At 50.5% G+C, this 17366-nt stretch carries 18 protein-coding genes and 1 riboswitch; of the genes, 12 read left to right on the forward strand and 6 right to left on the reverse strand.

What is annotated here, in order from left to right; genetic code table 11:
* Positions 1-29 precede the first annotated feature (29 nt).
* From T458_RS52800 to T458_RS52820, 5 genes are all read right to left on the reverse strand, one after another.
* Positions 30-329, reverse strand: coding sequence for a YxcD family protein (locus tag T458_RS52800; RefSeq protein ID WP_023559208.1), 300 nt, complete (start codon positions 327-329; stop codon positions 30-32).
* Positions 317-772 carry a hypothetical protein gene (locus T458_RS52805; protein WP_023559209.1) on the reverse strand — a complete coding sequence of 152 codons (456 nt, stop codon included), beginning with the start codon at positions 770-772 and terminating at the stop codon, positions 317-319. The genes T458_RS52800 and T458_RS52805 overlap by 13 nt, the downstream gene beginning before the upstream one ends.
* A 148-nt stretch (positions 773-920) precedes the next feature.
* Positions 921-1583, reverse strand: coding sequence for a methionine ABC transporter permease (locus T458_RS52810; protein WP_023559210.1), 663 nt, complete (start codon positions 1581-1583; stop codon positions 921-923).
* The gene (locus T458_RS52815) at positions 1583-2620 is read right to left on the reverse strand and encodes a methionine ABC transporter ATP-binding protein (protein ID WP_023559211.1); all 1038 of its coding nucleotides are present in this window, start codon (positions 2618-2620) and stop codon (positions 1583-1585) included. Before T458_RS52815 ends, T458_RS52810 begins: the two co-directional genes overlap by 1 nt.
* A 33-nt stretch (positions 2621-2653) precedes the next feature.
* Positions 2654-3478: a MetQ/NlpA family ABC transporter substrate-binding protein gene (locus T458_RS52820; protein ID WP_023559212.1), complete on the reverse strand. Its 825-nt coding sequence runs from the start codon at positions 3476-3478 to the stop codon at positions 2654-2656.
* Between the two features lie 155 nt (positions 3479-3633).
* Positions 3634-3736, reverse strand: a riboswitch (SAM riboswitch).
* Positions 3737-3748: 12 nt separating this feature from the next.
* On the opposite strand from T458_RS52820, the gene T458_RS57035 reads away from it, so the two are divergent.
* From T458_RS57035 to fumC, 11 genes are all read left to right on the forward strand, one after another.
* Complete coding sequence (locus T458_RS57035; RefSeq protein ID WP_023559213.1) at positions 3749-3937, forward strand: hypothetical protein; 189 nt, start codon at positions 3749-3751, stop codon at positions 3935-3937.
* A 31-nt stretch (positions 3938-3968) separates the two neighbouring features.
* The gene (locus tag T458_RS52830; RefSeq protein ID WP_023559214.1) at positions 3969-4334 is read left to right on the forward strand and encodes a hypothetical protein; all 366 of its coding nucleotides are present in this window, start codon (positions 3969-3971) and stop codon (positions 4332-4334) included.
* A gap of 164 nt (positions 4335-4498) precedes the next feature.
* The gene (locus T458_RS52835) at positions 4499-5575 is read left to right on the forward strand and encodes an ABC transporter substrate-binding protein (protein ID WP_023559215.1); all 1077 of its coding nucleotides are present in this window, start codon (positions 4499-4501) and stop codon (positions 5573-5575) included.
* A 75-nt stretch (positions 5576-5650) separates the two neighbouring features.
* A complete protein-coding gene (locus tag T458_RS52840; protein ID WP_023559216.1) occupies positions 5651-6580 on the forward strand; it encodes a nucleoside hydrolase in 930 nt (309 codons plus the stop codon).
* Positions 6581-6606: 26 nt separating this feature from the next.
* A complete protein-coding gene (locus T458_RS52845; RefSeq protein ID WP_023559217.1) occupies positions 6607-7428 on the forward strand; it encodes an ABC transporter permease in 822 nt (273 codons plus the stop codon).
* Between the two features lie 6 nt (positions 7429-7434).
* Positions 7435-8223, forward strand: coding sequence for an ABC transporter permease (locus T458_RS52850; RefSeq protein ID WP_023559218.1), 789 nt, complete (start codon positions 7435-7437; stop codon positions 8221-8223).
* Between the two features lie 15 nt (positions 8224-8238).
* Positions 8239-9300: an ABC transporter ATP-binding protein gene (locus T458_RS52855; protein WP_023559219.1), complete on the forward strand. Its 1062-nt coding sequence runs from the start codon at positions 8239-8241 to the stop codon at positions 9298-9300.
* Positions 9301-9318: 18 nt separating this feature from the next.
* Positions 9319-11028 carry an adenine deaminase gene (locus tag T458_RS52860; protein WP_023559220.1) on the forward strand — a complete coding sequence of 570 codons (1710 nt, stop codon included), beginning with the start codon at positions 9319-9321 and terminating at the stop codon, positions 11026-11028.
* A gap of 147 nt (positions 11029-11175) precedes the next feature.
* A complete protein-coding gene (locus T458_RS52865) occupies positions 11176-12534 on the forward strand; it encodes an MATE family efflux transporter (protein WP_023559221.1) in 1359 nt (452 codons plus the stop codon).
* Positions 12535-12694: 160 nt separating this feature from the next.
* On the forward strand, positions 12695-13378 hold the full coding sequence (locus T458_RS52870) for an MgtC/SapB family protein (protein WP_023559222.1): 684 nt from the start codon (positions 12695-12697) through the stop codon (positions 13376-13378).
* Positions 13379-13506: 128 nt separating this feature from the next.
* Positions 13507-14895 carry a class II fumarate hydratase gene (fumC, locus tag T458_RS52875; RefSeq protein WP_023559223.1) on the forward strand — a complete coding sequence of 463 codons (1389 nt, stop codon included), beginning with the start codon at positions 13507-13509 and terminating at the stop codon, positions 14893-14895.
* 68 nt (positions 14896-14963) lie between these two features.
* Here fumC and T458_RS52880 read toward each other — a convergent pair whose 3' ends face one another.
* Positions 14964-15269: a putative quinol monooxygenase gene (locus tag T458_RS52880; protein ID WP_023559224.1), complete on the reverse strand. Its 306-nt coding sequence runs from the start codon at positions 15267-15269 to the stop codon at positions 14964-14966.
* 175 nt (positions 15270-15444) lie between these two features.
* Between T458_RS52880 and recQ the strand changes: the two genes are divergently transcribed.
* Entirely contained in the window at positions 15445-17220 is a 1776-nt protein-coding gene (gene recQ, locus T458_RS52885; RefSeq protein WP_031306241.1) for a DNA helicase RecQ, read from the forward strand.
* Positions 17221-17366: the final 146 nt, after the last annotated feature.

Genomic DNA, 17366 nt, shown 5'->3' on the forward strand with positions numbered 1-17366 from the left:
TGGGACAGCTCCTAGGATGGAATCAATCGTTAGCTTCGATAAGTGACGTGCGCCATGATGCCCTCTTCTTCATCCAGAACCAGCTCGATGCCGGCCGTATAAGGGTTGAGCTGCATCTGAGTCTCCAGGTAGTAGCGAATCGCTTCAATCAGGTTGACCTCGATGAAAACCTGCTTTCTGCCCAAGGAGTACACCTCTGCGGAAAAGCCGTATTCCTCATCCCACATCAGCTCGACCTCGACGTCCTGAGGTTGAATCTGTTTTTTACTCGCCACATGAATGCAAATGGCGTTGATCAGATGTTCTTCAGCGAAGGTTATCTTTTCCATGTGTTTGGTTCCTGTTTCTGTGTGCGTTGTGTTTTGAAATATACAATGATTTTACGGATCAGCACGACGATCGCCACGACCGCCAGCAAGTTGATCATGAGGCCAAGGATTTCACCCAAAGCGCCCATGCTGCCGAACAAGCCGCCAAACAGCATGCCAGCCAAACCGCCCAGCATGAGACCTTTCATAAAGCCGCCGCCCATGAAACCGCCAGCCTTGTTTGTTGTCGCAGCTGCAGGAGCGTTGGATGGCGTAGATGTCTTATTGGTTGGAGAGTTCACACCGGAATTTGTCGTGCCAGGCGTTTGTGTATTCGTTGGTGTTGTATTCGAGAATGATTTTTTGCCCGACTTGTATCCTTTTGCATCGGCGTGATCGTATTGGAAGCCGGCGGGAGCAAGTACAAGCATAAACGCAACCAGTATCATGATGAGTTTTTTCATCTATCAGGTAGCCCCTCTCTGTATGTCTAGCTTACTTATAAGTCTACACGAATATGATAGGTGGTGACAATGAAACATTTCGTGAAAATTTTGCCGTAGCAAAAAACCTCCAACGCAAGGTTAGAGGTTTTCGCTTGGGATGAGGATACTAGGCATTTTTTTTCAATTTTTTCGCTGCCCAGTTGCCGAGAGATTGGATTGCTTGAACCAGCACGATTAGAATCACGACTGTAATCAGCATCACTTCAATATCCCATTGCTGGTAACCGTAACGCAATGCCAGGTCACCCAGACCCCCGGCACCGACAGCACCTGCCATCGCGGTAGCGCCGATCAGACCGATAGTGGCAATCGTCAAGCACAGGACGATTCCTGGTCTGGCTTCGCGCAGCATGATGCGGAAGATGATTTGCGTACGGGAAGCGCCCATCGCTTGGTACGCTTCGATCACTCCGCGGTCGACATCCAGCAGCGCTGTTTCCATCAGGCGCGCGATGTACGGCGCGGTGTATACGATCAATGGCACGATCGCCCCTTCAATCCCGATCGAGGTTCCGACGACCAATTCCGTAAAGGGAATGATCGCGACCATCAGGATGATGAACGGCAGCGAGCGTACGATGTTGATGAACACATTCAGGATGTGAAAGAGTGTCTTGTTCGGGAAAAGGTGATTGCCCTGTGTCACCACGAGCAAAATGCCCAAAGGAATTCCGATCACAGTAGCAATGAACAAGGAGACGCCCACCATGATGACGGTCTCTTCCAAGGATTTCGTAAATAAAGGGATCATCTCGACTAAACGGTCCATTATCTGGCTGCCTCCTCTCGTGTCACGATATCCACTTTGTATACGGATTGTCGCAAGAATTCAATGCCTTCCTGTACGGCCTTCTCTTCGCCGGAGATGTGCAAAAGCAGAATGCCCAGCGCAGTTCCCTTAATGGAAGTAATCGAACCGTACAGCAGATTGGTTGTCACTGGGAAACGCGCCGACAGATTGCCCAGGACAGGGTCCAGTGCGGCATCACCGCGAAAAGCGACGCGAAGGATTTTGGCAGCGGGACCGCTCGGCTTGATGTTGGACAAAATTTCTGCGGGAACTTCATCGTCGAAAATCGTCTTGATAAAGTTGCGCGTCGTCGGTTGTTGAGGATTGCTAAATACGTCCAGCACGGAGCCCTGTTCGATAACCTGTCCGTTCTCCATGATCGCGACACGGTCACAAATCTTTTTAATCACTTGCATCTCATGCGTGATCAGGACGATAGTCAGATTGAACTTGCGATTGATGTCCAGCAGCAGATCCAGGATCGATTCGGTGGTTTGCGGGTCGAGCGCAGAGGTCGCTTCGTCGCAAAGCAGAATTTCCGGGTCAGTAGCGAGCGCGCGGGCGATCCCGACGCGCTGCTTCTGACCCCCGGACAACTGGGAGGGATAAGAGTTCGCCTTATCTTCCAGGCCGACGAGTCGGAGCAAATCCTTCACTTTCTTCTCAATGACGTCCTTCGGCACTTTGTTCATGCGCAGAATCTCTGCTACGTTGTCATAAACATTATAGGAAGAAAGCAAGTTGAAGTGTTGAAAGATAATCCCGATCTTCTTGCGCGCCTGGCGAAGCTCGCTCTCCTTCAGCGACAGCATATCCTGACCATTGACGACTACTGAGCCGCTTGTTGGCTTTTCGAGCAGGTTGATCGTTCGCAGCAGGGTACTTTTCCCCGCTCCGCTGAAACCGATCACTCCGAAAATTTGACCTTTCTCTACGTTCAGTGATACGCCCTTCAAGGCTTCAACCTGTTTGTTTCCCACCTTGTACGTCTTGTGGATCTCTGTTAGCTGAATCATCTATCCAGTCTCCTTGCTGTACGAATTTCCTGTTTACCAGGACGGGAGGACAGCTCCATCGAAGTGTTCCTCAATAAACTTCTTCACTTCTTCAGAACGGTAAGCTTCTACCAGTTTGGCAATGGCAGGGTTGTCTTTATTGGTTTCATTCACGGCGATGACGTTCACATAGGGCGAGTCAGAAGTTTCTGCGAAGATGGCATCTTTTTTCGGAGAATAGCCGGCAGACATCGCGAAGTTCGTATTGATGCTCGCCAACTCTACATTTCCGAGGGAGCGTGCCAGGAAAGCAGCTTCCAGCTCTTTAAATTCCAATTTTTTCGGATTTTCAACGATATCCTGCGGAGTAGCATTATCGCCTACGCCTTCTTTTAGTTTAATCAATCCAGCAGCTTCGTATAGCATCAACGCACGAGCGCGGTTGGATGGGTCGTTCTGGATTCCGACGACTCCGCCTTCTGGAACATCGGCTACGTTTTTATGCTTGGTGGAGTAAAGTCCCATCGGAAAAGTAACCGAATTGCCCACTATGACGATTTTGGTCTTGTGGTCCGCGTTGAATTTATCGAGAAAAGGAATGGTTTGGAAGCTGTTGGCGTCCAGGGTTCCTTTATCCAGCGCTTGGTTTGGCTGTACATAGTCATTGAAAACCACAACTTCTACTTCCAGTCCCTTTGTTTGCGCTACTTCTTTTACCTTGTTCATGATTTCTTCGTGAGGTCCTGCGGTAACGCCTACCTTCACTTTTGTCTGTTCAGCGGCTGCTCCTGCCGGTGCAGCTTCTTCCTTTGCTCCGCAACCTGTCAGCAATGAGGCAGCGAGCAGAAATGATGTAAGCAAAAAACCTGTCTTTTTCAATGTAGTTCTCCCCTTTTTCTTTTTGTCTATATTATTTGAAACAGTGAAGCCACATAGATCAGAGGTTTTTTGCTTTGCACATCACATTGCACATCAAAAAACCTCTTCTTGAAAGAAGAGGTCACTAGACAACACGAAATAAGTCGCTGCTTCCTCTCTTATCTTCCGGAATGATTTCCGCTGGAATTGGCACCATATCCGCATGGATAGGTTGCCGAGGTTTCATTGGGCCAGTCCCTCTACCTCTCTCTATAAGAGATGTTTGGTGATATGAAATTAGTAAGAAGAAAAAACTTATATCCTTACTTGGTTAGTTGGATTATATATGGAGAATGTATATCTGTCAAACCCTTTCTTAAAAAGATGAATATTAATGGCCCTATAGTACAAGAAAAAGAAGCAAAATACGAATATTCTATTGAAAATGATGATTATCATATGTATAATGAGGGAGTGTAAAAGCCTGAAAAGTTATCTTGCAGGTGATGTCATGACTATACAGGACAATAGCGAAAGCAGAAAAAAGCTATCTCATCTCTATAACGAGATAGCCAAGGAGTTGTTCGGGTTTGGGACAACTCTCCTGAGAGTAACGATTGACGGCAACCTGATTACCTTCCAGGCCAAGCATCGGCGTTCACCCCGTTCTGCAGCATTGGAAGGAGAGGCGCCGGCGCTAAAGCTGGAAGTAGATTTCCGCATGTCCCTTCTTTATAAAAAGAGGTTGAGGGAACGTCTGGAAGAAGAGCTAGGCTTGCAGATGGAAGCTGTATTGCGCGATTACGATGCCGCGACTCAGTGGGCGATCACGAACATCATTTTGTCGGATGAAAATGAGAATAATTTGAATGGATGACTGGGATTTTTTCTTTTGATTCATCTTAAGGAAAGACCCGGTATTCGATCAAACAGATGTACTTCTCTTTGTTTACGAAGAAAAGTGCTCTTGTTTAGAAGGAATTTTTCTAACCAAGGGTACTTTTCTTTTCTTTATTTACCAAAAAATGGGGGTCATATCACATGAAAAAGCTTTTCACATCACTACTTTCCGTTTCCGCCCTTTCGCTGGCGCTGGCAGGCTGTGGCGGGGGAGAACAAGCCCAGCCAGCAGGGGAGAATGGCGAAGCACCAAAAGGAGCGCCAACCAAATTGGTCATCTCCACTTGGGGCTTTTCGGAGGATTTCTTCCGCAAAGAGATTTATGAGCCATTTGAAAAAGAGCATAACGTCGAAATCGTGTTGGAGATCGGAAACAACGCCGAGCGCCTGAATAAAATTCGTCAGGGCAGCTCTTCTGTAGACCTGGTTTACCTGTCCGACTACTATGCGCAACAAGGAATCGATGCTGGAGTGTTTGAGAAGATCGACCGCAGCCGCATTCCCAACCTGAATGAGATTTACGACATCGCCAAAGCGCCCCTCGGAGAGGATTACGGCCCTGCTTATACCATCGGACAATTCGGTATCGCCTATAATCCGAATCTGGTCAAAACCGAAATCAAATCCTGGGCAGATCTGTGGAATCCGGAGTTGACCGGGAAGCTGACTTTGCCTAACATCACTTCCACGACCGGACCGATGATCCTGGACGCTGCTTCGCTGGTAGCCGGGAACCAAAGCTTCAATGAGGATCAGGCTTTCGCCAAAATGAAAGAGATCAACAGCGGAGTTGTCAAATACTACGACAAAACCTCTGAGTATGTAAATATGTTCACCCAGGAAGAGATCGCAGTAGGTCCAATCATGGAAATGTACTTCAAAGACATCCAGGCTGCTGTGCCAGAGGCAAAATTCGTCTCTCCTGAAGAGGGCGGATACGCTGTCATGAATACCGTCAATATCGTGAAGGGCAGCAAAAACAAAGAGCTCGCAGAAGACTTTATCAACTACCAGTTGAGCAAGGAAGTTCAAGAGAAGGCGGCAAAAGCCAAAGTAGACTCTCCTGTAAACAAGACGCTTTCCCTGACTGACGAAGAAGCCAAGGGCATTACCTACGGCGAGGAAACGATTAGCAAATTGCGCATGCTAGACATGAAAGCAGTCAACGAGAAATCCAAAGCATGGATTGATCGTTGGAACCGTGAAATCGTGCAGTAAGCACGAGGAATCTAACAAGCAAGGGTATAGCGAAACCGTATATACCCTTGCTTTTTTTAAAAAGGAGGTTGGCGTATGAAAAAGATCGTCTTGGACGTGGATACGGGGGTAGACGATGCGCTGGGCATTATGCTGGCTGTCAAAAGCGGTCAATGTGATGTGCTGGGAATTACCACGGTAAACGGCAATGTCTCCTTGGACAAAGCGACGGAGAATACCTGCAAAATCCTGGACTTCCTGCAAGTTGGACAAGAGATTCCGGTGATACGCGGTGCATCCCGCCCACTACTGCGTCACGTCTATTTTGAACACCGGATACACGGGGAAGATGGTCTGGGGGGCGCGCTGCGCGATATGCAAGTCCTGACCAAGCCACAGGAAGGCTTTGCCCCAGATTTTATGATTGAACAAGTAAAAAAGCATCCCGGTGAAGTCACGTTGATCATGACTGGACCCCTGACTAACCTCGCTTTGGCTGTCAGCAAATACCCCGAGCTGGTCCACCAGGTCAAAGAAGTCATTTTCATGGGTGGAGTTGTGAAGGAACACGGCAATGTTACCCCGACAGCGGAGTACAACATGTATGTCGATCCTGAAGCCGCCAAGATCGTATTTCACGCCGGATTTTCTTCCCTTACGATGGTCGGTCTCGATGTGACGCGCAAGGTATTGCTGCATGAATCTCATATTCAAGACTTGGGAGACACTCCGATGGCAGCTTACGTCAAAAAGAGCACGTCGGAATACACGGAGCGGTATTTTGAGCGAAACGGTGTGCGTGCCTGCGCGCTGCATGATCCGCTGGCAGTTGCAGTGGCGATCTCCCCTGATCTGGTGACGACGCAGAAGCTGTACGTCGATGTGGAGACAAAAAGCGAGTTGTGCGATGGACAGACGGTCTGTGATTTTCAGAACAGGCTGATGAAAGAGCCGAACATGAACGTGTGTCTGGACGTGGATGCACAAGCCTTTTTTGATCAGTTTATCCGCGTGCTGAAAGCCTGACGATACCGCGAACAGGAGTTAAAGCGATGAAAAATAAGGGCATGTATCTGTTGTTGCTACCCGGCGTCCTGTTTTTGACGCTGTTTCTGGTCATCCCGATCGTGATGACCATTGCTTCGACCTTCTACCAGGAAGGCAGCTTTACTGTACAGGGCTATTTTACCTTCCTTACTGATCCGTACAATTTGAAAATCTTGTGGACGACACTGCGCGTCAGTCTCGTCACGACGATTGTTTGCATTCTGCTCGGTTTTCCCGCAGCTTATTACATTTCCAAGCTGGGAGCGCGTAAAAAAGGCATTCTGCTGGCTTTGGCGATCTTCCCCTTGCTGACAAGCTCCGTCGTCCGATCCTTTAGCTGGATGATCATCCTCGGGAAAAAAGGGCTGCTCAATAGCTCCCTCCTCTCGATCGGACTGATTGAAAAACCGCTGGAGATCTTGTATACCCCGACTGCGATGATGATCGGGTTGATCCACCTGTTTTTGCCGCTGATCATTATCACACTGGTAGGTGTCATGGAAAATATTGACCCCGATCTGCTGAAAGCGGCGGAAAGCCTTGGCGCTTCCCGGTTTACGGCGTTTCGCCAAGTGATATTGCCCTTGAGCATGCCGGGCCTGATTATCGGCAGCATTCTGGTCTTCGTCGGCAGTCTCACAGCCTATACGACACCTGCCTTGCTGGGCGGAAAACAAGGCGTCATATCGACGTTCCTGTACCAGAATGCGATTACCTTGAACGATTGGCACATGGCGTCGGTGATTGCGACGATCATGATCGTGATTACGTTTGTGGTGATTGGCCTGATGAATAAAATCGCGACGAAATTAAATCCGAAGGGGTAGAAGGGTATGCAGGAAAAAAATCGCGGGTTGGCCCTGTTTACACTTCTGGTATTCGTGTTCTTGCTCGGGCCGCTCGTCATCATTTCGTTTACGTCATTTGAACCTGGCACAGTCTTGAAGTTCCCGCCGGAGGGCTTCTCCTGGCGCTGGTATGAAAACATTTTTGAAGTGAAGATGTTCATGACAACCTTTGGCACGTCCATGTTCGTCTCGCTGGTCGGGAACCTGCTGGCCTTGCTGCTGGGTGTTCCGGCGGCATACGCGTTAAGCCGCTTTCAGTTCAAGGGAAAAGGGCTGCTGAATGCCGTCTTCATCTCTCCTGTCCTGATTCCCGGCATTGTCATGGGTTTTGCGATGCTAAAGTACGTGATCATTACCTACAATTTGCCGATCTATGCGGGGCTGTTGATCGGGCATACCGTGATCATGCTGCCGTTCATCATCCGGGTGGTGGCCTCGAGCTTGTCCAACTTCGACTTCGCGATCGAGGAAGCAGCGCTCAGTCTGGGAGCTGGAAAGGTCGAGACATTTTTCAAGGTCGTGCTGCCCAATATCCGTTCAGGCATCATAGCAGCGATTCTGATTGCCTTTCTGGAATCGTTCAACAACGTGGATATCTCGGTCTTTATGACGGGGCCTGGAGTTAGTACACTGCCGATCCAGATGCTCACTTACGTGGAAAACAACTTCGATCCGACAATTGCCGCTCTTTCGGTGCTGCTCATGATCATTACCGCGATCCTGATGTTCATCATTGAGCGTATGATGGGGCTTTCCTACTTTACAAAACGGTAACGGAGGCATGAAAACATGGCATTGCTCACGCTGGAAAACGTATCAGTTGCCTACGACAATCAGTACATTTTAAAAGACTTCAACCTGAATATTGAAAAAGGCCAGCTTATTTCCCTCCTGGGCCCGAGCGGCTGCGGCAAGACGACGACCTTGCGTCTCATCGCAGGGTTCCTGGAAGCGAAGGACGGCCGCTTCTTATTTGATGGAAAAGACTATACGCGTGTACCGGTCAACAAGCGCAATTTCGGCTTTGTATTTCAAAGCTACGCCTTGTTTCCGCACATGTCTGTGTTCGACAACGTCGCGTTCGGACTTCGTTTGCGCAAGGTCAGCGAGACAGAGGTAAAGCAGCGGGTCGAGCAGATCCTGGATGTCGTCAGTCTGGGAGGCTTTGAGAAACGCTTCCCCAAAGAGCTGTCCGGTGGGCAAAGACAGCGTGTAGCCATCGCCCGGGCGCTGGTCATTCAGCCTGACCTCTTGCTGTTTGACGAGCCCTTGAGCAACCTGGACGCCAATCTGCGGGTCAATATGCGCGTTGAGATTCGCCGCATCCAGCAAGAGCTGGGGATTACCACGGTCTACGTCTCCCATGACCAGGAGGAGTGCTTCTCCATCTCGGATCGCGTAGCCATTATGAATAAAGGCGTCATCGAGCAGCTGGATGATCCGGCGACGATTTTCAAATATCCCAAAACGGAATTTATCGCGCGCTTTATCGGCTTCAACAACTTCATTACATTCGGGGAGCGCACCGAACAGGATGGCGAGATCGAGCTTCGGGTGGGCGGTCATCGTTTCGCTGCTACCCACAACCCGGGTACAGCGAATGCCAATGCCAAAAAATGTGCAATGCGACCAGATGACCTGATTGTGACGACAGAGGCGCAAGCCGATCATGAGACAAATCGCTTGCCGGGAACCGTGAAGATCAGCACGTTTTTGGGCCGGAGCTATCAATATGTAGTCGAGACGGATCTCGGAGATTTCACAGTCAATCAGGAGATGGAGACCCCGTACAAAAGCGGGCAGACCGTTCACCTGCTTTTCCCGAAAGACAAAATGGTGCTGGTGGACTAACGACAGGAGTGGTTTTGCATGAAAGTAGATTTGCTGATTCAGGATGTGCGTGTCTTTAACAGCTATTTGAAAACATTCATTGCAGGCAACGTCGCGGTCCTGGACGGAAGATTTCTCTACATCGGGCAGCGCGGTACGGATACCTTTGAAGCGGCTTCTATTTTGGCTGGAGAAGGACGGTACTTGATCCCGGGCCTGGTAGACATCCATCTGCATATCGAAAGCACGATGGTCACTCCAGAGACCTTTTCATATGGACTCATCCAAAACGGCGTAACGACGATTGTGCCTGAGCCGCATGAGATGGCCAATGTATTCGGCATCGAGGGGATCAAGGAAATGATCCGCGCGAGCCGCGAATGCGTCGTCGATATGAAATACGCGATTCCCAGCTCGGTGCCAGCTACTTCGATGGAGACGACTGGAGGAGCCATCGAGATCGCGGACATCGAGGACCTGCTGCAAAACGAGTCAATGATTTGCATGGGCGAGATCATGAACTATGTGGATGTGATCACCGATCCCGACTGCAAGACCAACCAGATTTTGAACTACTTGCGTGAAAACTACCCGGATCTCGTCATCGAAGGCCATGTTCCCAAGCTGCTTGATCTGGACCTGCACAAAATGCTCTACGCTGGTGTGGATTCCGACCATACGCATCAGACTGTAGAGGGCATGGAAGCGAGAATCAGTGCCGGCATGTTCATCGAGGTGCAGGAAAAATCGATGACCCCGGAAGTCATTTCGTATTTGATCGAACATGATGTGGCAGAACATTTTTGCTTCGTGACCGATGATGTGATGACGGACTCGCTGTATGATCGGGGACATTTGAACCACCTCGTGAAAAAGGCGATCCAGATGGGCATGCCGCCGGAGCGGGCGATCTACGCCAGTACATTTACGCCTGCGCGTCGAATGAAAATGCATGACCGCGGCGCGATTGCGCCAGGCAAAATTGCCGATTTCCTGCTGGTCTCAGACCTGGAGCAGTTCACAATCGAACAGGTGTATAAAAACGGGAAAAAGGCGTATGATGCTCGCGAGGACTACGTGCAGTCGCCCCAGCCCAAGCAATTCCCGGAGCATTTTTACCGGAGCGTGCGCTTGGAGCCGCTGCGCGAGTCCGATTTTCTGGTGAAATGCGATGTGCCGGATAACCGTTACCCTTGTCGCGTGATGCTGGTGCAGGATGGCTCCACGTTTACCGAGGATCATCGCGGAATCGTGGAGGTGCGTGAAGGGGAATTGTGCTGGGAAGAGAGTCCGTACGCTCTGATCGCGGTATTCGAGCGCTATGGCAAGAACGGCAATCGCGGCTACGGCTTGATCAGCGGGGATACGATCAAGCGCGGGGCGGTCGCGACGACGTACTCGCATGACAACCACAATCTATTGGTCGTCGGCCACAATCCGCTCGATATGATGGTGGCAGCCAATGAAGTAATCAAAATGCAGGGGGGCTTCGTCGTCGTCGAGAACGGCCAGGTGAAGGCGAGTCTTCATTTGCCGGTAGGCGGCATTCTGACGGAAGAGCCGCTGGAGAAGACGGCGAAGGAAGTCGAGCAGCTGCGCCGGGCGATGGAGGAACTGGGTTATCAGCATTACAACCCGATCATGTCGATTTCGACGCACTCCTTGCCGGTCAGCCCTGCCTTGAAAATCACGGATCTGGGCTTGATCGACGTCAATGCCGGAAAAGTAGTTCCGCTTCTGCTGATGTAAATAGATCGCTTCATGAAGCCGTCAGGTGTGGCATCGCCTGGCGGTTTCTGCTGTCCAAATGTTCCCTATTGTATGGTTGCGTGCCTCCTGATATAATTTACCATTAAATATTTTCACGGGCTTGCCGTGGTGAGGAAGTATAAAGCCATGATTGAAACTTTTTCTTTGTCAGCGAAATGGCGGCAATTCTTTACTGTCTTGCTGCCTATTTTGGTCTCGCAATTAGCCCTGTTTTCGATGACATTCTTCGATACGATTATGTCAGGACATGCAAGTCCGGTTGATTTGGCGGGTGTAGCCATCGGTGCGAGCCTATGGGCGCCGGTTCAGGCGGGTTTGACGGGGATTTTGATGGCTGTGATGCCGATGGTTGCCCAGATGGTGGGGGCGGACAAGAAAAACGAGGTGCCGTTCACCGTCATGCAGGCCTTGTACGTGGCGATCATCATTTCGGCTGTTGTGATTGTGGTTGGGGCATTGACCCTCAATTCGCTTCTCGACATGATGCAGTTGGAGCCGCAAGTGCGACAGATCGCGTATGATTACCTTTTTGCGATTGCGATTGGCATCGTGCCGTTATTCTTGTATACGGTCGTTCGCTGTTTTATCGATGCCTTGGGAGAGACGCGAATTACGATGGTGATCACACTGATTTCCTTGCCGATCAATGTCGTGTTGAACTATGTCCTAATTTTTGGTAAATTCGGCTTTCCTCGCTTGGGCGGCGTCGGAGCGGGGTATGCTTCGGCGATCACGTTCTGGTGCATTTTTCTCATCAGCCTCTATGTTGTGAAGCGCGTTTCTCCTTTTGTGGAGTTCGGCTTGTTTACCAAGCTGTACCGCTTTTCCATGAATGCAGGGCGAGAATTGCTCAAGCTGGGCTTGCCAATCGGCTTTTCCATTTTCTTTGAAGTAAGCATTTTTGCCGCTGTTACCCTGCTGATGAGTGAATACAACACCGTCACGATTGCAGCGCATCAGGCGGCGATGAACTTTGCCTCCTTTATCTATATGGTGCCGATGAGCATCTCCATGTCGTTGACGATTCTGGTCGGCTTTGAGGTCGGAGCAAAGCGGTTCCGCGATGCCCGACAATACAGCTATTTGGGGATCGGCAGCGCTGTTGTCCTGGCCTTGTTGTTCGCGGTCATCCTGTACGTTTTCAATGAGCAGGTCGCAGGCTTTTATACGACGGATGCCCAAGTGCTTCATCTGACCCAGAGCTTCCTGATGTACTCCATCCTGTTCCTGATTTCGGATGCGGTAGCTGCGCCAATTCAGGGGGTGTTGCGGGGGTACAAGGATGTTACGGTTCCTTTTGTGGTGGCTCTGGTCTCGTACTGGGTCATCGGCTTGCCGCTTGGGTATGTACTGGCGCAGTACACCTCCTTTATGGCTTACGGGTACTGGATCGGGCTGATTTCAGGCTTGGCGGCCGGTGCGATCTTCCTCTTCGGACGTCAGCTGCGGCTGCAAAAGCGAATGATTCGCGAGACGGCCACATAAATATGAGAATGATAACTGATGGAAAATCTCAGTTCATGGGATTTTCCTTTTTTCGTATGAAGGGAATCAAGCATGTTTACAATATGCCTGAAATATACGTATACTTGTTATAGTAATGTAAGAAAAACTAACATGACGGTAGAGGAAGGAGAAGAAGCAGATGACGTTTGATCTTGATTTTTTATTGAAGCTGGGTGTCGCACTTTTTTTAGGATTATTAATTGGCGTAGACAGACAGCTCAAGCATAAGCCGCTTGGTGTCAAAACAAGCATGGTCATTTCTGTAGCCAGCTGTCTGATTACCATTGTCTCGATTCAATCCGTGCCACGCTTCTCCATGCCTTCCGGAACGAATATGGACGCGATGCGCCTCGCTGCCCAAATTGTCAGCGGCGTTGGTTTTCTTGGGGCTGGCGTGATTCTGCGCAGAAGCAATGACGTGATCTCCGGCTTGACCACCGCATCGATGGTCTGGGCTGCCTCTGGATTGGGAATTGCAGTAGGGGCAGGCTTTTATTTTGAAGCCGTCTCCGCGACCCTTCTCATTATCCTGGCGATCAACGTATTCCCGCTGATTCTCAGATGGTTGGGTCCCAGTTCGCTGCGGCAAAGAGACCTGTCACTTAAAATCGTAGTGCTGGAACACGGTGATTTGGATGTGGTATTCAAACAAATTAAACATCTGGACATGCAGGTGAAACGGGTAAAAGTAAAGGATGTCGAGAACGGACAGAAAAAGCTGGAGATGTTGATTACCGCACCTGAAGATACGTATACCACGGATATTTACAGCTCTCTCAAGCATGTAGACCACATCGCTTCTGTAGAAGTGGAGAGCAGATAACCGTAAGATGGACGAGGACCGATTGCAGCCCAGGTAAGGAGGATCGGTCTTTCTTGTATGGTTCGTGATTTTCGACAGGCAAAAGCTGGGCATGATAAAGCGGAGAATACAAAGGAGGGGGATATAACATGGACTACCGCATCGAGAAGGATACACTGGGTGAGATGAAGGTACCGGCAGACAAATTATGGGGCGCGCAAACCCAGCGCAGCTTGCAAAACTTCCGCATCGGCAGCGAGAGGATGCCATTGGAGGTCGTCCGTATGCTTGCTGTATTGAAAAAAAGCGCTGCGCTCGCCAACCAAAAGCTGGGCAAGCTGAACGAGGAGAAGGCGAAAGCAATCGTAACCGCTGCAGACGAAGTGATCGCCGGGAAGTGGGATGAGCATTTTCCACTTGTGGTCTGGCAGACGGGCAGCGGCACTCAATCCAACATGAATGTCAACGAGGTGATTGCGCACCGGGCCAACCAACTGCTGGAGCAAGCCGGAAGCTCGGCGCGGATTCATGCGAATGACGACGTAAACAAGTCGCAAAGCTCCAACGATACGTTTCCTACCGCGATGCACATGGCGGCATTGGTGGCAGTCGAGGACCAGGTCCTGCCCGCGTTGGCCAGACTGCAAGAGACCCTGCAAAAGAAGAGCTCCGCGTTCATGGATATTATCAAGATCGGCCGCACCCATCTGCAGGATGCCACTCCGCTGACATTGGGGCAGGAGATCAGCGGCTGGGTCCGCATGCTGGATAAATGCGGACAGATGATCCGGGAGAGTGCGCAATACCTGCGAGAGCTGGCCATAGGAGGGACCGCCGTTGGGACAGGAATCAACGCGCATCCTCGTTTTGGCGAGATGGTGGCGGAGGAGATCAGTCAGCAATTGGGCAAGACCTTCCAGACGGCAATCAATAAATTCCACGCTCTCACCAGCCACGACGAGCTGGTATATGTACACGGTGCCTTCAAGGCGCTGGCGGCTGACCTGATGAAGATCGCCAATGACGTAAGATGGCTGGCAAGCGGCCCGCGCACAGGCATCGGCGAGATCACGATTCCTGCCAATGAGCCGGGCAGCTCAATCATGCCAGGAAAGGTAAACCCGACTCAAAGCGAAGCCATGACGATGGTCGCCTGCCAGGTGATGGGCAACGATGCGGCGATTGGTTTTGCCGCCAGCCAAGGCAATTTTGAGCTGAATGTATTCAAGCCTGTCATCATAGACAATTTCCTGAAGTCTGCGCGACTGCTCACGGACGCGATGCATTCCTTTACCGAGAATTGCGCTGTGGGCATCGAGCCTAATCTGGCGGTTATCGAGCGCAATCTGAAGAACTCGCTCATGCTGGTGACGGCTTTGAACCCGCATATCGGCTACGAAAATGCCGCCTCCATCGCCAAGCTGGCCCACAAGGAAGGCTTGATGCTAAAAGAAGCGGCGATAAAAAGCAATCTGTTGACCGAAGAGCAGTTCGATCAAATCGTAAGACCCGAGCAGATGATCCACCCAAAGGAATGACTGGACACAAAAAACGCCTGGATTTTATGGAATCCAAGCGTTTTTTCGTTGCCAAAAGAAAGCTGCCTTTACAGCCCTTTTCCGCCTCTTGGCTGTAAAGTGCTGATTCTCTCGATCCCGGCAATGATTGGTTTTGCACGTTGTATTAAGATTTGGGTAGATTCTAGAGCCAAGGAAGCTTGATGGGCATCCGCATTTTTCCAGACTTCATAGACGTATACGGCATTGGGATCATCGTCAGAAACATGGACATGATAGTGTGTGCATTCCTCTACGTTCTTCATGGATTGTGTTGCCTCCAACAGAATTTCGACCAATGCATCCCGTTCGCCGTCTTTTACAGTAAACTTGCCAAACAGACTATATTCACCCATATTTACCCTCCTTTATGATCTTGTTCCTTCCCAACCTTACCTATTTCTCTTTGAAACTCCTACTTTCCTTTTCCAGCCAATTTGAGGCAGTAGCTCTTGAACCCTTGTTTTGTCTCAAACATGACGAGTACACTAGAAAGGTATAACGAAAAAAGGTAGAGAGAAGGTGATTCTCTTGTTACATAGAGCAGAAGAGGTTTTGCAGAAATATTTTGGCTATCCGACGTTTCGGGAAGGACAAAAGAAAATCATCACCAGCCTGCTGGAAGGTCACGACACGGTGGGCATCATGCCGACTGGCGGCGGGAAGTCTATCTGCTACCAGGTTCCGGCGATGCTCTTCGATGGAGTGACCATCGTCATCTCCCCGTTGATCTCTCTGATGAAGGATCAGGTGGACGTGCTGGTCAGCATGGGAATCCCCGCCACACAAATCAACAGCACCTTGAGCTACAGCGAGGTTCGGGATCGACTGAGACAAGCCGCCCGTGGCGAGTACAAACTGCTCTACATTGCGCCAGAGCGGCTTGAATCGGACTCTTTTCAGGCGTTGATCGAGGAGGTTCCCATCTCCTTTGTAGCTGTAGACGAGGCGCACTGCGTCTCCCAATGGGGGCATGATTTCCGACCGAGCTATCTGGAGATCGCCCGCTTTCTGGATTCGCTGCCGCAGCGTCCCGTCGTGGCTGCGTTGACCGCTACTGCGACACCCGAGGTGACAGCGGACATCAAACGCCAGTTGGCTTTGATGGACGAACGCCTTTTCATTACAGGCTTTGGCCGGGACAATCTGAATCTGTCCGTCCGTCGTGGAGAAAACCGCCGTGATTTCATCTACGAGTATCTGCGCGCCCATCGTCAGCAGGCGGGGATCATCTATGCCGCTACCAGGAAAGACGTCGATGCCTTGCATGCCGATTTGCACAAGCGCGGCTTTTCCGTCACCAAGTACCATGCGGGTCTTACCGAGGAAGAACGCGCGCAGAACCAGGAAGCCTTTCTCTTCGACGACGTGCGCACAATGATCGCCACCAATGCGTTTGGCATGGGCATCGACAAATCCAACGTCCGCTATGTGATCCACTACAACATGCCGAAAAATCTGGAGGCTTACTACCAAGAGGCGGGAAGGGCCGGTCGAGACGGAGAACCGAGCGATTGCGTGCTGTTGTTCCAGCCCCAGGACATCCAGACCCAAACGTTCTTCATCGAACAAAACGTCTTGTCCGACGAACGAAAAGAACATGAGTACAAAAAGCTGTATGCGATGATTGATTACTGCCGCACCCCGCGATGCTTGCAGCAGTACATCGTCCACTACTTCGGCGATACCGCTGCGGAAGAATGCGGACGCTGCGGCAATTGCACGGATGAGCGCGAGCTGGCAGACATCACCCTGGAGGCACAAAAAATCTTCTCCTGCGTAAAGCGGATGAGGGAGCGCTTCGGCGCCTCACTGGTGGCACAAGTGCTGAAAGGCTCCAAAAATAAAAAAGTGACGCAATTTTCCTTTGATCAACTGCCTACCTATGGCGTGATGAAGGAGTACAAGGAAAAAGAGATTGTCGATTTGATCCAGCTTCTGATCGCAGAAGGCTATCTGCAAGTGACAGAAAGCCAATACCCGATCCTCAAGCTCGGGGAGCGGGCATTGCCAGTCCTGCGCGGTGAAGAGCAGATTTGGCAGAAAATCGTCATTCGCCCCGTCCAGCAGACGGAAGACGACACCTTGTTCGAGCAGCTGCGCTCGTTGCGTAAAGAAATCTCGCAGCGCGAGGGTGTCCCTCCTTATGTCATCTTCCACGACAGCACCTTGCGGGAGATGAGCAGTCTTTGCCCGAACGACAAACAAGCCATGCTTCAGGTAAAAGGTGTCGGGGAAGCGAAGTACGAGAAGTACGGCGTACTCTTTTTGGAGTGCTTGCAAAATTACATGGCACAAAAGGTGTAAGGCAAAGGGACTGTTGGGCGTATATGCCACAACAGTCCCTTTTATCACATTCCAAGAGAAGCCCGCAATAGGTAGAAGGGGGATCTGGAGAAGCTGATCGAGGAAAAAGCGAAGATCCCAACCCGCCTGAAGCGTTTTTCCCTTTT

It is taken from the genome of Brevibacillus panacihumi W25, from assembly GCF_000503775.1.
Classification (GTDB): Bacteria; Bacillota; Bacilli; order Brevibacillales; family Brevibacillaceae; genus Brevibacillus; species Brevibacillus panacihumi_A.